This window comes from Nocardia noduli (genome assembly GCF_019038455.1).
GTDB classification, from domain to species: domain Bacteria; phylum Actinomycetota; class Actinomycetes; order Mycobacteriales; family Mycobacteriaceae; genus Nocardia; species Nocardia noduli.
This window is the reverse complement of record NZ_JAFMPL010000038.1, coordinates 1-15,015: the sequence shown is the minus strand read 5'-3', so window position 1 is coordinate 15,015 and position 15,015 is coordinate 1. Positions and strand designations below refer to the sequence as shown.

Genomic DNA, 15,015 nt, shown 5'->3' with positions numbered 1-15,015 from the left:
GACATATCCCCGGGGTCCGGTGCTGCGGTGCCAGAAGTACTTCAGGCTGCGGGCTGTCTTCGGATAAGACTGCCGGAAGAGGTCCCACCCGCGCTCTGGAACACGGCCGAACACGAATACAGCCCGTAGCTGCGGTAGCCGCGCGATCGCATGGATGAGAAGATCCGCACCTTCGTAAAGATACGGTTCCAGTCCTTGCGGTTTGAATTCCCCGAGCCCTTTCTCATACCAGGGGTACATGTTCCAGCCGACACACTCCGCTCGGCTGTTTGTCCGCGGTATCGGTGATATCGCCTCCGGCGTCGACCTCGACGAGGACACCACGCCCTTCGCCGCGACCGCGCACGGCGGCGACGGCATCGGCCAGTCGGTCACCGCTGCGGCGGATCTCGGCGAGTTCCTGCTCGAGTTGGCCCTCCCACTCCTGTATGTCGGTCACCGCTGCACACCTGCCCCACCCGGAATCGAACCGACCGAGCCGGATTCGGTTCGCAACGCCGAGCCGGATTCGACAAACAGGAACTGCTCCGGTCCGATCTGTTTGTAGACCATGTCATTCCTGACGTTGGATCACGGTGACGATGGACCGGAGGTCGGCATCCAACACGATCGTCGTCATCCCGGGCCGACTGTGCAGTTCGATCGATTTGATCGTCGCGACCGTCGCCTGTTCACCATTGCGGATGAAGACCCGGTCGCCGATGTTGACCGGCTCGCCCGAGAGCACACCGGTGACGAACATCCACCCGGCTCGGCTCGGGAGGACATCGACACGCTCGACGATCAGTCGTGAGATCTCGTCGGTCATGGTGTGTTCCTCCGCCAAGTCTCGACGAACGCGTCCTCGGCCGCGTACGCTCCTTCCTCCAGGCCACGTGTCACCGAATTGATCTTGCCTTCCGCGTATTGACGGACATGCACATTCTCGTGTGCCAGCGTACGGACCAAGGTTTCCGGATCTTGAAAGGCTGCCGGTCCCAGCTGGACTCCCTGGGCGTCGGTCCTGGCTATCGCACATTGGAAGTCGAGGTAGGAAATCGTATCGGCGTCATCCAGGATCTCGATCTTCGCGCCGCGGAGGTCGATACCGGCCAATCGGGCGTATTCCTCGATCGTGTCCATAGTCCCGGCGAGGCCCATATTGCCTTCCAGGACTTCATGATCGGTCCACGCGACCGAGGAACTTGGCCCGGGCCGCCTGCACCCGGGACCGCACCTTGGTGACCAGCGGTTTCAATCGTTCGACGAGTGGCCTGACCACGTCGGTGACGATCGTGGCGACGTTCTTCGCGAGCGCGCCGATGATCGTGGCGATCAAGGCGCGAGTAGCATTGCGGCGTGAGCAGTTCTGGGGGAATACCGAATCCAAGTCAGGGGCTTTCTGTCGTACCTGACGAAGTCATTGAACTCGGCCAGCACATGTCGGACCTGGTTCAAGCACTGAAGTCGGCTCTCGATATCGCTACCCGGGAGGTGGACGGCCTAGCTGGCAGCTGGACCGGAGCAGCTGCGGACACGTTCGGCCAGGGGTGGAGCACCGTCTACGAAGACGGAACTCAATTACTGAACTCCCTTGCCGCTCTCGCCAGTTCGCTCGGCGTAGCAGCAAATAGTTACCAGCAGCAAGATGGCACGTCCGCTGTCAACCTCGGCTCGACGAGCCTGGATCTATGAGCAGCCGTTTCACCGTCGATATCGATCAACTCGAGCAAGTCGCAACCCAGTTGAGCGGACTGGCCGGGTTCATCGAGGATCAGATAGATGGACTCGACAGCAGAGTCGCCGCGATTCTTTCGACGAACTGGAACGGCGTCGCCGCAGGAGCATTCGGCGATGCACATTCTCAATGGGCGACCCAGGCAGCACAATTCGTCGCCAGCATCCGTACTGCGAGCAGTGCGGCGCAACAAGCTCGGGATCGCTACACCGCAGCCGCTGACCTCAACCGCCAGATGTCATAGGGGTCGAGTATGGGGTGGGACATCGATGCCAAGGATTATGAGCGGGCGGCCAAGGAGTGTCACGATCTTGCGACGACGGTACTCGTCCGAGTCGGTGCCCTACACAAGGAGCTGACCGGATCGTGTGCGGGAATGGCCGGTGACTACTCGACGACGCAACCGTGGATCTCGGCGTATGAATCCGCTGCCGTGCAATGGGTCTCGACGGGCACCCTCTTGGCGGACGCGCTGACACGATACGGCGATGTGCTCACGGCCATGGCCTACAACTGGGATATCTCGAATCAGACTCTGCCGCATCCCGATCGCCCGGTCCCCTCTCCATCGAGTGGCAACCCCTACAAGGAATCACACACTGCCAAGGGGGCGAACGGTGCAGGGATAAATATCAAGGGCGTCGGCCTGTCCAAAGTCGAGCCGATTCCTAACGGCGACACCGATAAACTTCGGCGAGCTAAAGATCGAGCCTGGCTCGCACACGCTCTGCATCCTGATCTGACTGAAGCCGGAGATCGGATCAAACGGATCGGATACAACTTCGACCATTCCACCGACGTCAATGTCGACGACATCCGAAAGCGGTTGAGGACACTCCAGGACGCGGCTAGCAGCATCGCGGATGCCTCGAAGGTCGTCGAGTTCTCCGTAGGCGATTACTGCGACACCCTGGGGGTGTTGCGTACTTCGATCAAAGAACGCCTGGAAGCGAAGATTTCGAGCGTGACGGTCACGATCGACCTGACCATGGTGGTTGTCAACTGTGCCGCACCGATCTTCAGCAAGGATCTCGAGGATCCGGTGTATATGACAGTGACCACCAGCAGATTCTCGGTCGTGGTCAGCAGTCTACCGTTCACGAAATTGCCTCCTCTCGACTTCCACGCTTCGCAGTTGCGCGATATCATCGCGCTACCCATAGTCTTGATGGAGGAAGAATCCGGAACAGGTAGCCAGCCCGGGAACGGAAATAGTATCCCCGCACCGGCCCTTACGGCCGACGGCGAGAACTATGTGCGGGAAAAACACTATCCGGGCGGCCGACTGAATACAGAGTGGAAGAGCACGTTCTACGCTACCGAGGATCCCCATGCACTCGTGGATGCCGCGAAGAACAGCCCGCCGATCGATCAGGGCAACGGCACCTATCGGCGCGAAGTCACAGTGCCCGACCGATACATCGGAAACGAGTCGAAGATGCGGGGTGGCGCAGCGACGCAACGCTATATCGTCGTGCAGGACAGGTTCGGTGCGGTAATTACGATGCACCCCGCAGGAGACGAGTAGGGATCAGGTGGCTCTAGAAATCGTTGTGCAAAACATGAACCACGCCGAGACACACCACTTCGGTGACGATACGGACGACACGCTGTTCAAGCTGTGCGCGGCGCAGCCCGAAACCAGTTTGCTACGGGGCGTCTACCAGTACGGCGACACGATGTTCAACCGGCACCAGCTCGGTATGATCCTGGATCAGATCGAGACGATCGAGGTTCGGACCGATGCCGAGCGGCAGGCTGTCGACCTCCTGAGGCGAGCATCGTCGATCGCGCTTCGCGCCAATGGCTATCTCCTGTTCATCGGCGACTGACGGACAGCACCAATCAGATACCGTGCGCGCATGCAGCGTGGGCGACGGACCATATCGCAATTAGCGGCAGGGCGACGAAGCCAAAATCGTGGGAAGTAGCCAGCCCGGTCATACATCAGATCACCCGCTCATAGCTGAATGTTCGCTTCGATCACCAACTGCCCACCCTGAACCGCAGGTCGTCCCCGTTGTCAAGCGAAACACGCCCCCGTGGCGCAATCGAGTTGGGGCCCGGGCGACCAACTCCCGCAGGGCATCACGATCCCTCAGACAGCATACGTACCCACGATGACCAGGCATTTTTCAGTTGCCCATGTTTTGTACGTCCTGCTGAGGGCACAAACCTGCGACCAGCATGGTCTTGCCATCTGTCTTCACAACCGATTCCCCGCCATCTTGAAACCTTGTTCGATTTATCAGCATCCATCCGTTGTCGAAAGCGACACGAAGAGTTCCCGATTTGAAACCCACAGACCAGGGGTTATCGAGAGCTGATCCAGCGCATGATTCGTCGTGCAGACAGACGTGCGTCGCCCGTAGTACGTGACGCAGGTAGCGGTGATCAGCTGACGGGCTCGACTCGGCTTCTCAGATCGGCCGGGTGGCGGAACCGTTCGGGCAAGCATCAACAGCGACAAATTCGGAGAGCACGTCGTCACGGGCGGTGGAGTTCGACGGTCAGAAAGAGCGGCTGTTTGTGCGTTTTGTCGTATCGATGTGGATCAACCAGCCGAGCTTCCTCGGTGGCTCGCGACTCCACCAACGCTTGGAGCACGAACCCGGTGCCGAAAGCTCTCCGAGGAACGTTTCCAGCGTCATCCGCCTGTAGCTGATGAAACCATCACCGACAAGATGGCACCGTCTCCGAGTCGCTCCTGCGCGGCGCGCAGCAGGGTCTCGCTTCCCTCGACTCCGATGACCTGCGCGGCCCCCTCTTCAGCAGTTCGGCGCCGTAGTGGCCTGCCCCGCATCCAAGATCCGAAACCCGCAGTCCGCGGACGTCACCGGCAAGCCTCAGCATGGCCGGTCGGTCGGTATGGGCGTTGTAGGCGTTGTCCGTTGCCAGGGCGGCGAACTGCTTGCCCATCTCACCGTGGTAGGCGGTCTCTGCACGCATTCGATCATCCTCGCAGCAGTCATTACCACATACGTTCTGTTCCAACGAGATTCGCCAGGGCACTTCATCGCCCGCCCGCTCAGGTGCGCGACCGATTTCGGTCCACCCGATCGACTTACGCGACGCACGTTCGAAGGCGGAGAAGAGCAGAGCACATCGGTGCCGCGACTTGCCGGATTGCCGGACGAGCGGGACGATGTACCACCGATGCGCACCTACTTCGAGCCCGACGATATCGAGACCTACGAAGCGGCCAGAGATCTGCTGATTCGGCGATGCGAAGCCTGGGCCGCCGAACGGCGGACCTCCGTCGATCCTTTCGCGCTGGCAGCCGCGCTGGATTTCCGACACCAGAGTATCGACGGACGGCTCGGCTACTGGACCGCGGCCTTGGCCGAGGAATTCCTGCTGTCCTATGCGCCGAGGACGCTGTCGGCCGACGCTCGCGACGCAGCCGGACTACCGGACTCCCTGCGCCTGCTCATCGAGTACCTACACACAACCGGGTTGACCGATCCGACCGGCGATCCACGGGCCGACCTCGACGCGGCCATCACGCGGTCCGTCCCCGAATTCGCCGCCGCGATGACCGAGCAGAGCAACTTCGGTGTGGCCAAGTTCTGGGTGATGACCGCGATGGGACACGGTATCGATCCCACCGACAGCTCCGCCATGAGCGGATTCTTCGACGACGTCGAGGCGGGCCGCATCGACCACGACGACGAGGTGCTCGCGCATATCATCAGCAGGCATGACCGCCAGGGTGACGGCAGGTTCGAACGCGCCGTCGCCCAACTGCCGGTATTGACCACGACCGGCAACCTGAGACTGGCCGACGCCCGAGAACTGGTAACGCTGCTCGATATCGGGGACACCATCGACCCGAAGATCGGTAATCGGGTGTTTCGCACCAAGAGCAGCGCCGAACTGCCCGGCCTCGCTCGCCTGATCGAACTGGCCAAGAAGATCCGGCTGGTACGGGTGGTGAAGAACAGGTTGGTGCGCGTAGCGAAAACCGCGCCACTGCTGCGCGACGGCCTGGCCTTGTGGACAGCAGCATTCGACGCGCAACCCGAACTCGGCCTCCTCACACATTCGACCCCGTGGGCGGCCGAACACACCCGGATGCTCGACAGCATCCTCGATGACGTGCTGCTCGACGTACTCAACACCGTCTACGGCCTGCCCGAGCCGATACCGGTCATCCACCTGACTGAAGGCGTATGGTCGGCCTGCGCCGCGACTTACTACCTCGATGATCTCGATCCCGCGACCGCGGCGCGATGGCGTGACGGCGTCGGCTCGAGTATGCGGCGACTGTTCGACCAGTTGGCCGAGTTGGGCGCTGTCGAACTGACGATCGGCCATCCTGATCCGCTGTATCGATCCGACCTCGACACCGACCCCGACGACTCGATGCCGTTGCCAGCGGACGCCCAGGAAGGGTTGCGTGCCGCGCTTGGACCCGACGCGGGCGAGGTCGAGTTGATCGCGCTGACACCCCTGGCAACCCAGGCGGTGCGCGCCCGGCTGCTCCGCGAAGGCCGACCCGCGCCGCTGGTCGGTGAGCTGTGCGATACCGAACCTGCCCAACTGCTCGGCATGGTCGCCGAGTACTACGGCGAGGATACCGTCCGCGCGGAAATCGCCGGCTGGTTGGCTGCTCACGGCGGCCGAGAGCACGGACTGTCACTGTTGCTGGACGGCCTACGCGGCTACCCGTTCCGTACCCGAACGGCCGCGATGCTCGACGTGCTGGCCCAAACCATGCCCGACCGGTCCGCGTTCCTGCACGGGTTACGGGCGGACCACGACCTCGGCCCTACCGCCGTGCAATTACTGATCGCCGATGACGAGGTCACCCCCGACGAACTCGACGCCACGGAAGGACTGCGCGGGATGGCCGAACAGTTCATCCACCTGATGGAAGCCGTCGGCCCCGAAGCCGTCACCGGCACGCTCGCCGACCTGCCCACCGCGCAAGCCCGTGACATCGTGGCCGCGTTACGGGACTGCGGCCACCCCGACGACACCGGCCTCGAGGAACTACTCGCCGTGACCGAAGCCCATATCACCGAGCGCCACCCCGGTCACGCCACCCCGGTCGCCCTGAAACGAAAGTCCAGCTCACGCGCCAAACGCAAAAAACACCGCTGAACCCACCCCTCGCTCCTGGCAGGCACCGTCCGCCTACAGAAAGTATTCGGCTCGGATCACCAACCAGCCACCCGAAAACCGCAGTTCGGCCCGTTCCCATGTTCGATGTGCCCCGCCGAAGGCACAAACCTCCGACGTTCAACCGTCAAGCCGGAAGCGACAGAGCGATGGGTCATACCCGCAGACGAATCGGTGGCAGCGCCGGGAAGTGCGGACCGGAATTCTTGGCGTATTCTTGGTCGGAACCCGCATACGAGAACAGGTCAGGCACGATGACCGTGCCTGACCTGCCAGTTAGGCTCCCCCATCTGGACTCGAACCAGAAACCTGCCGATTAACAGTCGGCTGCTCTGCCAATTGAGCTATAGGGGACTATCCTTGTGGCCGTTCCGTGCCGGTCGGCCGAGATGAAACTTTAGCGCACGGTTGGTCGGGTTCCCAAATCGTGGTTCTACCTGGGCTGATACTGGCGCGAAGGAAAACCACAGCAGCCACTCGAGGCGCAGGGGCAGCAGGCGGAAGGGGAGCCCCCCGCGGGGCAATGAACGATTCGGGCCGCAGAACGCCGGGTGGGGCGTATGCACCGGCGCGCCTCGTGCGGCACCCCGAATCCGGATCGACAGGTGGGGGCGGGGTCGGGCAGGATGGTAGCGCGCACTGGCTATTGGGAGGAGCTCAACGAGATGCTGCGGTTGATCATCGGCATTGCTGCCGGGTACGTGCTCGGCACGAAGGCCGGGCGGGCTCGGTACGAGCAGATCAGCGCGGCTACCCGCGCGGTGGCCGGGAGTCCGGTAACGCGCAAGCTGGTGTTGGTGGGGCGGCAGAGGTTGTCGGATCGGTTGAGCACGCGGGCGCCGCTGGAGCCGATGGAGCCGTTGGATGAGCGGACCACGGTGCTGGTGCCGCAGGATCAGTTGCGGCGCTGAAGATCGCGCGTTCGGCGGTGGATTCGCGCGTCGGCGGTAGACCGCCTCGGCCGCACCTACGGGAATGTGGACCGCGATGTGCTTCATGGTGACGGCCGTTTCGGGCTGTCCGCGTAAATTCGCGCTTCTGGCGGTAGACAGAGAGCGGTGGCAGGCGCTCCCCCATGCCCCGGACGCCCCTACATCGCCAGGGACGGCGACCTAACCCCCGCCACGATTCTTGGATCTCTTTGCGCACGATAATCGGCATCTCAGACGCTTGGATTCGGCAATGACAGTGGAGTGCGTCGGTACTGATCAGACCCACCCCCATGCCTGGATGAGAAGTACCTGACCTGGACGGTCTCATCGAACACAGTCCACCAACACAACCGTCAGTCGCGTCGATCCCGCGTTTCCGGCCGAGCTCGCGTTACGGCACTACGCGCTGATTGCCTGCCCGGTATGCGCGGGACCGACCGCTACGACTTCCACGCCGATACCGTCGAAGACGAGTCACCGCAGGAACCGTGACCTGCGAGGAAGCCGTCTCACCGCACGATCCTCGACGACCCAAGTACGGCGGCCCGCACCAGCAATCTCAGTTCGACACGAAGTCGTCCGAATTCCCCATCGCCTGCGTCAGCAGACTCTTCCGATACTGCTCCAACGCAACCAGATCCCCGAACAACGACATATACGTCTCCGCCGCGTCCGTCGACGAGACCCGCTGCAACTTCGACTTCAGCTCGGCGACCTGCCGCCCGACCCACGCTTCCTGGGCCCGCGCCAGCACCCCGGTGATGAACCGCGGAATGTCGTTGGCGGACTTCACCGGCAGCGGCGCGCTGGCCAGCTCGGACACCAGGGCGCGGAGGGTCAGTTCGTCGGTCCGGTCGGACACTGCGTTGACCCACTCGGCACCGCCGAGCCCGCACGAGGCACCGCCTGCTTCGGCGATCACCGCGCGAATGGCGATGTAGGCGGGGTGGGTGAACGCTTCCGGTTCGAGCGAGTCGAAGACGGCGCCCGCGATGGCGGGGTATTGCAGGGCCGCGCAGAGGACCTGACGTTGCGGTAGCAGCACCGGATCGTTCGGATTAGGCCGCGCCGCAACGTGTTCGGGTGCTGCGGGAGCCTCGGCTCGGCCTTGGCGGCGGGGTGCGGTAGCAGTGCCACCGGCGCGGCCGCGTTTCGCTTCCTCGCCGACGCGGCGGACGACGGTCTGGATATCGTCCCAGCCCACCCAGCCTGCCAACCGCGTCGCGTAGGCCTTGCGGGTGGCGTTGTCCTTGATCTGCGCGACGACGGGGACGGCGCGGCGCAGGGCCTCCACCTGGCCTTCGACCTGATCGAGGTTGTATTCGGCGAGCAGTCCGCGGATGACGAATTCGTAGAGCGGTGTGCGGCGGGCGACGAGGTCGCGGACGGCGCCATCGCCGGAGTGCTGACGGAGTTCGCACGGGTCCTGACCGTCGGGCGCTACCGCGATATAGGTCTGACCTGCAAGTTTCTGGTCGCCCGCGAACGCTTTGAGCGCGGCGGCCTGACCTGCCGCGTCGCCGTCGAAGGTGTAGATGATCTCGCCGCGCCAGAAATTGTCGTCCATCAGCAGGCGGCGCAGGATCGCCATGTGTTCGTCGCCGAAGGCGGTGCCGCAGGAGGCGACGGCGGTTTTCACGCCGGCCAGATGCATGGCCATCACATCGGTATAGCCTTCGACCACCACGGCCTGGTGGCCTTTGGCGATATCGCGTTTGGCCAGGTCGAGGCCGAACAGGACTTGAGATTTCTTGTACAGCAACGTTTCCGGGGTGTTGACGTATTTGCCCGGCATCGTGTCGTCGTCGAAGAGTTTGCGCGCGCCGAAACCGATGACCTCGCCGCCGAGGTTGCGCAGCGGCCACAGCAAGCGCCGATGGAAGCGGTCGATGGGGCCGCGTTTGCCCTGTTTGGACAGTCCGGCCGCTTCCAGTTCCTTGAATTCGAAACCTTTGCGCAGCAGGTGTTTGGTCAGGGTGTCCCAGCCGTCGGGGGCGTATCCGCAGCCGAATTGCTGGGCGGCGTTGCCGTCGAAATTCCGTTCGGTGAGATAGCGGTGGGCGGCTTCGGCGTCGGGTTCGCGCAGGCGGGCCATGTAGAACTCGTGGGCGGCGGTGTTCGCGGCGACGAGGCGGGATCGGGTGCCCCGGTCGCGTTGGACCGAGGTGCCGCCGCCTTCGTAGTTGATCTGGTAGCCGATGCGGTCGGCCATCTGCTCGACGGCTTCGACGAATCCGATGTGCTCGATCTGCTGCAAGAATTTGTAGACATCGCCGCCCTCGCCGCAGCCGAAGCAGTGGAAGAGGCCGTGGTTGGGCCGGACGTGGAAGGACGGCGATTTCTCGTCGTGGAACGGGCACAGGCCCTTCATCGAGTCGGCGCCCGCGCGCTTGAGGGCGACGTACTCCCCCACCACATCCTCTATCCGGACTCGGTCGCGTATCGCCGCGATATCGCGATCTGGGAGTCGTCCGGCCACCGTGCGAGTCTAGCCTCGAGCGCGGCGACGCTTCGATCCGGACGGGCGCGTTCGGTCAGGCGCGCAGGGTGGCCGCGACGCGTTCCAGACGGCTCTCGGTGTAGGAGGCGATCTGGTCGACGATCACGCGGACGCGAGCGGTGTCGTCGGCCGCGTCGTCCCACCACGGCAGCAGAACCGGGTCGAGGGCGGCGGGCGCGGCGCGGAGCAGGCGGTGGGCGACGTCGAGGATGCGTTCGCGCTGGGCGGCTTGGCGTTGTTTGTGATCCTCGTCGGACATGACGTAGCGCAGCGCGACCGTTTTGAGCACGGCGACCTCGGCCTGCACGATGGGCGGGACGGTGAGGTCGGCGGCGTAGCGGGACAGGCGGTCGCTGCCCGCGGCCGAGCGGGTGGCGCTGATCGCGGCGATGGCGAAGCGGCCGACGAGTTCGCTGGTCAGGGCTTTGAGGGCGACGGAACTGGTGAACGAACCGTCGTAGGCGGCGACGGCGGCGACAACGGGGAGTTCGGACAGTCGCTGGGCGGCCGCGATCAGGTCGTCGGTGGACAGGGTGCGGTGCTGGGCGTTGCCCATACCCGCCAAGGCGCGCTGTTCGGCGGGGTCGGCGAGTGCGCGCAGGTCGATGCGGCCCGCGATGACTCCGTCTTCGACGTCGTGCACGGAATAGGCGACGTCGTCGGACCAGTCCATGATCTGGCATTCCAGACTCTGTTTCCGGTCGGGGGCGTCCTTGCGGATCCAGTCGAGACGGTCGGTATCGATGTCGTAGGCACCGAATTTGGCGCCGGGGGCGGGGCGGACCCAGGGGTATTTGATGGCGGCGTCGAGGGCTGCGCGGGTCAGGTTCAGGCCCGCGCTGGTGCCGTCGGGGGCCATGACCTTGGGTTCGAGACGGGTGAGGATGCGCAGGTTCTGGGCGTTGCCCTCGAAACCGCCGTAGTCGTGGGCGAAGGTGTCGAGGGCCTTCTCGCCGTTGTGGCCGTAGGGCGGGTGGCCGATGTCGTGGGCGAGGCCCGCGAGGTCGACGAGGTCGGCGTCGCAGCCGAGGCCGTCGGCGATGCTGCGGCCGATCTGGGCGACCTCGATCGAATGGGTGAGCCGGGTGCGCGGGGTGTCGCCGTCGCGCGGGCCCATCACCTGGGTTTTGTCGGCGAGACGACGCAGAGCCGCCGAATGCAGGACGCGGGCGCGGTCGCGGGCGAATTCGGTGCGGTGGCCGCTGTCGAATTCGCTGCGTGGCGGGCCGAGACCCGCCGTCTTCGCGCCCTCGGAGACCAGGCGTTCCCGGTCCTGGTCGGTGTAGCCGCCGGTCATCACTGGCCCGCGGTGTAGGAGAAATCGGCGGAGAAATGGGTGAGCTGGTACCAGAGCAGCGCGCCGGTCTCCCTGGCGATGCCGTGGGCCTGGGATTCCCTGGTATAGACGGCGGGGCCGGTGCGGGTGGGGGCCGTCCACGCGTCCAGGCCCGCGTCGCGGGCCATGGTTCGGGTGCGCAGGGAATGCCACGGATCGCTGACGAGTACCGCCGAGGACATATCGCGCGCCGCCATGGCGGTGGCGACGGCCTCGATACTGCGCAGGGTGTCGGAGCCGGTTTCCACCGCGAGTATGTGATCGGCGGGGACGCCCCTGGATTGGAGGTAGTTCTTGCCGGAGGCGGCCTCGGTGTAGAGGTCGCCTTCCTGTTTGCCGCCGACGGTGATCACTTTCGACGCGACGCCGAGTTCGAATAATTCGTACGCCTGGTCGAGCCGGGCCTCGAAAACCGACGACGGGGTGCCGGAGTATTGCGCGGCGCCGAGGACGACGATCGCGTCGGCTTTCGTGTAGTCATCGATGCGGGCGACCTGCCAGACGCGAAATGCCGTTCCGCCGACCAGTACCGCCCCGGCGACCACCACGCCGACGATCAACCGGACCGACCAGCGCCGAAGACCGGCGCCGAAGCCGCGCGGCAGTCCGGGATCTCGGACGGATCCGGCTGCGGAAGGCGGGGTTGACGAACTCACCGGGCCAAGTCTGCCAGGTCAGCCCGAATGCTCGATGAATTGGTGGGCCGAACACTCTGGGCCGCCGACGGATATGTGACGAGGTCGCCCGAATTTCCGGGAAGTCGATGATTTTCGACCGGGTCCGATAACGCTCCGAGCACGGTGGAACGACTCACCAACCGCGCGATTTCCATTCCCCGAGTTGCGGCCGTTCGGTGCCGAGCGTGGTGTCGTCGCCGTGTCCGGGATAGACGATCGTGTCGTCCCCGAATACGTCGAAGATCTTGGCGGTCACATCGGCGAACAGCGACGCGAAGGATTCCGGGGTGGTCGTTCGCCCGAGGCCGCCCGGGAAAAGGGAATCGCCGGTGAAGAGGTGGGTGCGGCCGGAGGTGTCGGTCAGGGCGAGGGCGACGCCGCCCGGGGTGTGGCCCGCGAGGTGAATGACGGTAAAGGTGAGTTCGCCGATCTCGACGGTGTCGCCGTCGGCGAGCAGACGGTCCGGCGCGACCGAGAGGGGTTCGGCGTCGAGGCGGTGCGCGGCGGTGGGGGCGGACGTGTCGGCGTGCACCTGTTTCAGACCGAACCAGTGGTCGGCGTGCTGGTGGGTGGTGACGATGAGGCCGATCTTGCCCGGCGTCTCCTGGGCGACCAGTTCCGCGATGCGTTCGGGTTCGTTGGCGGCGTCGATGAGCAGGGTCGCGCCGGTGGCGGCGTCTTGGACCAGGTAGCAGTTGTTGTCCATCTTGCCGACGGACATCTTGATGACGCGCGCGCCGGGGATATCGCGCTGCTGCGGGTTCGACCCGGGGGACACGTGGCCGGTGTACGGCTGATCGATCGTGATCACTCTTCGATGCTAACCACCGGTCGGACCGGATCCGGGGATAGATTCATGACATGCCGCTGCCGTCGAATCACACTGTCCGCCGGTATGCCCGGGTGGTGGTGAGTTCCCTGCTGTTGTGCGTCGCGCTGATCGGCGGCCCGGTCGCCGTCGCGGAACCGCCGACACGCCTGGACACCTATGTGGTGGACGAGGCGAACGCGCTGGAAGGCGATCAGCCGGACCGGGTGCGTTCGGCGGTCGATCAGCTCTACGCCGACCATCAGACGCGGCTGTGGATCGTCTACGTGAACGATTTCGGCGGACTCACACCGGAGGCCTGGAGTTCGCGCACCGCGACCGAATCGCGGTTCGGACAGCGCGATCTGCTGCTGGCCGTGGCGACCGGGTCGCGCGAGTACGCCTTCGACGGCGTCGCGCCCGAGGGTGTCAGCGACGGGGAACTCGACGATCTGCTGATCCGCGACGTGGAACCGGCGCTGCGCGACAGCCGTTGGGCCGATGCGGGGATCGCCACGGCCGACGGACTGAACGCGGCGATGCGGGCCGACGGCATCGGCACCGGAACGCTGCTGATCCTCGCGCTGGTGGTGGTCCTCGTGGTGGGCGGCGTGGTGCTGTGGTCGCGCAAACGTCGCCGGGACCGGACGCGCGCGGAATTGGCGGCGGCGCGCAGCCTGGACCCGGACAACAGCGCGGCGCTCGCCGCGTTGTCGGTGGAGGCGTTGCAGGCGCGGTCGCGGGAGGCGCTGGTGGAACTCGACAACGCGATCCGGACCAGTGCCGACGAATTGGATTTGGCGACAGGTGAATTCGGCGACACCGCGACGATGCCGTTCACGGCCGCGCTGGAGAACGCGAAAGCGGCGGCGGCCACGGCCTTCCGGATCAGGCAGCGGTTGGACGACGATATTCCCGAGACACCGGACGAACAGCGCTCGCTGCTGGTGGAACTGATCGGGGTGGTCGGGCGCGCGGATCGTGAACTCGACGCCAGGGTGGACGAATTCGACGCGATGCGCGATCTGCTGATCGACGCGCCGCAGCGGTTGGACGCTCTCACCAGGGATCTGGTCGAGCTCACCGGACGGATACCCGGGTCGGAGGCGGAGGCGGCCCGGCTGACGGCGGCGCATCCGGCGAGCGTGCTCGCGCCGATCCGCGACAACGTCACGATGGCGCGGGAGCGAATCACGTTCGCGGAACAGAGTATCGACGCGGGACGGTCCGCGTTGACGTTGCCGGTCGGGCAGCAGGGCGGCGCGGTCGCGGCGATCCGCGCGGCCGAGGCGGCGCTGGGCCAGGCGCGGACACTGCTGGACGCGGTGGACAACGCGGCGACGAATATCCAGCAGGCGCGTGACGGTCTGCCCGCGGTGCTGGAGGAGTTGCGCGGCGATATCGCCGGGGCCGACGAACTCGCGAGTTACGGCGGGCCCGAACTGGTCGCGGCGCGCACTGCCGCGCAGGGCACGCTGGACAAGGCGTCCGCCGAGGGGCACGACGATCCGCTCGGCGCCTATCACGACGCGGTCGCCGCCGACGGGGACCTCGATCGCGCCATCGCCGCCGCGACCGACCGCAAACTGGCCGCCGAGGATCTGCGGCGCAGGCTCGATCGATCGTTGACCGACGCGCGGGCGCGGATCGGCGCGGCGAGCGATTTCATCACCACGCGGCGCGGCGGCGTCGACGCGGACGCACGGACCCGGCTCTCGGAAGCACAGCGCAACCTCGACGCGGCACAGCGACTCGGCGCCACCGATCCCGCGCAGGCGTTGCCACACGCCCAGGCCGCGGCGGATCTGGCGGGGCGGGCACTCCAGGAGGCGCAGGCGGGGGTGCGGGCGTGGGAGTCGAGCAGGCCGTCCTCGGGCTCGGCGCAGGCGGGTGCGGTACTCGGCGGGATTCTGATCGGCGG

16 protein-coding genes and 1 tRNA gene are annotated in these 15,015 nt (G+C 65.2%); 7 read left to right on the top strand and 10 right to left on the bottom strand.

The features are described from left to right. Positions 1–223: 223 nt before the first annotated feature. From JZ792_RS20805 to JZ792_RS20790, 4 genes are all read right to left on the bottom strand, one after another. On the bottom strand, positions 224–439 hold the full coding sequence (locus tag JZ792_RS20805; protein ID WP_216912444.1) for a hypothetical protein: 216 nt from the start codon (positions 437–439) through the stop codon (positions 224–226). 114 nt (positions 440–553) lie between these two features. Next, a complete protein-coding gene (locus tag JZ792_RS20800) occupies positions 554–808 on the bottom strand; it encodes a hypothetical protein (protein ID WP_216912442.1) in 255 nt (84 codons plus the stop codon). Further along, positions 805–1,122 carry a hypothetical protein gene (locus JZ792_RS20795; RefSeq protein ID WP_216912440.1) on the bottom strand — a complete coding sequence of 106 codons (318 nt, stop codon included), beginning with the start codon at positions 1,120–1,122 and terminating at the stop codon, positions 805–807. Before JZ792_RS20795 ends, JZ792_RS20800 begins: the two co-directional genes overlap by 4 nt. Positions 1,123–1,156: 34 nt before the next feature. Beyond that, positions 1,157–1,318, bottom strand: a complete 162-nt coding sequence (locus tag JZ792_RS20790) for a hypothetical protein (RefSeq protein WP_216912438.1) — start codon at positions 1,316–1,318, stop codon at positions 1,157–1,159. 20 nt (positions 1,319–1,338) lie between these two features. Here JZ792_RS20790 and JZ792_RS20785 point away from each other — a divergent pair, with 20 nt between their 5' ends. From JZ792_RS20785 to JZ792_RS20770, 4 genes are read left to right on the top strand one after another with little or no spacing between them, the layout of a single operon-like run. Then, entirely contained in the window at positions 1,339–1,674 is a 336-nt protein-coding gene (locus JZ792_RS20785; RefSeq protein WP_216912436.1) for a WXG100 family type VII secretion target, read from the top strand. Then, entirely contained in the window at positions 1,671–1,961 is a 291-nt protein-coding gene (locus tag JZ792_RS20780) for a WXG100 family type VII secretion target (protein WP_216912434.1), read from the top strand. The genes JZ792_RS20785 and JZ792_RS20780 overlap by 4 nt, the downstream gene beginning before the upstream one ends. Before the next feature lie 9 nt (positions 1,962–1,970). Next, positions 1,971–3,245: a hypothetical protein gene (locus JZ792_RS20775; RefSeq protein ID WP_216912432.1), complete on the top strand. Its 1,275-nt coding sequence runs from the start codon at positions 1,971–1,973 to the stop codon at positions 3,243–3,245. A gap of 7 nt (positions 3,246–3,252) precedes the next feature. Continuing rightward, positions 3,253–3,549 carry a hypothetical protein gene (locus tag JZ792_RS20770; RefSeq protein ID WP_216912430.1) on the top strand — a complete coding sequence of 99 codons (297 nt, stop codon included), beginning with the start codon at positions 3,253–3,255 and terminating at the stop codon, positions 3,547–3,549. An 841-nt stretch (positions 3,550–4,390) separates the two neighbouring features. On the opposite strand, the gene JZ792_RS20765 is transcribed toward JZ792_RS20770, so the two are convergent. Continuing rightward, the gene (locus JZ792_RS20765) at positions 4,391–4,666 is read right to left on the bottom strand and encodes a class I SAM-dependent methyltransferase (protein WP_216912428.1); all 276 of its coding nucleotides are present in this window, start codon (positions 4,664–4,666) and stop codon (positions 4,391–4,393) included. Positions 4,667–4,873: 207 nt separating this feature from the next. Here JZ792_RS20765 and JZ792_RS20760 point away from each other — a divergent pair, with 207 nt between their 5' ends. After that, positions 4,874–6,823, top strand: a complete 1,950-nt coding sequence (locus tag JZ792_RS20760; RefSeq protein ID WP_216912426.1) for a hypothetical protein — start codon at positions 4,874–4,876, stop codon at positions 6,821–6,823. Positions 6,824–7,122: 299 nt separating this feature from the next. Here JZ792_RS20760 and JZ792_RS20755 read toward each other — a convergent pair. Further along, a tRNA-Asn gene (locus tag JZ792_RS20755) sits at positions 7,123–7,195 on the bottom strand. Positions 7,196–7,506: 311 nt separating this feature from the next. Between JZ792_RS20755 and JZ792_RS20750 the strand changes: the two genes are divergently transcribed. Next, positions 7,507–7,752, top strand: coding sequence for a hypothetical protein (locus tag JZ792_RS20750; RefSeq protein ID WP_216912424.1), 246 nt, complete (start codon positions 7,507–7,509; stop codon positions 7,750–7,752). A 580-nt stretch (positions 7,753–8,332) separates the two neighbouring features. Here JZ792_RS20750 and dnaG read toward each other — a convergent pair. From dnaG to JZ792_RS20730, 4 genes are all read right to left on the bottom strand, one after another. Next, on the bottom strand, positions 8,333–10,252 hold the full coding sequence (gene dnaG / locus JZ792_RS20745) for a DNA primase (protein WP_216912422.1): 1,920 nt from the start codon (positions 10,250–10,252) through the stop codon (positions 8,333–8,335). A gap of 55 nt (positions 10,253–10,307) precedes the next feature. Next, complete coding sequence (locus tag JZ792_RS20740) at positions 10,308–11,570, bottom strand: deoxyguanosinetriphosphate triphosphohydrolase (RefSeq protein ID WP_216912420.1); 1,263 nt, start codon at positions 11,568–11,570, stop codon at positions 10,308–10,310. Then, positions 11,570–12,265, bottom strand: a complete 696-nt coding sequence (locus JZ792_RS20735) for a YdcF family protein (protein ID WP_438804356.1) — start codon at positions 12,263–12,265, stop codon at positions 11,570–11,572. Before JZ792_RS20735 ends, JZ792_RS20740 begins: the two co-directional genes overlap by 1 nt. 154 nt (positions 12,266–12,419) lie before the next feature. Further along, a complete protein-coding gene (locus JZ792_RS20730) occupies positions 12,420–13,097 on the bottom strand; it encodes an MBL fold metallo-hydrolase (RefSeq protein WP_216912418.1) in 678 nt (225 codons plus the stop codon). A gap of 50 nt (positions 13,098–13,147) precedes the next feature. Between JZ792_RS20730 and JZ792_RS20725 the strand changes: the two genes are divergently transcribed. After that, positions 13,148–15,015: TPM domain-containing protein (locus JZ792_RS20725; protein WP_216912416.1), on the top strand; the 1,868-nt coding region annotated here is incomplete at its 3' end.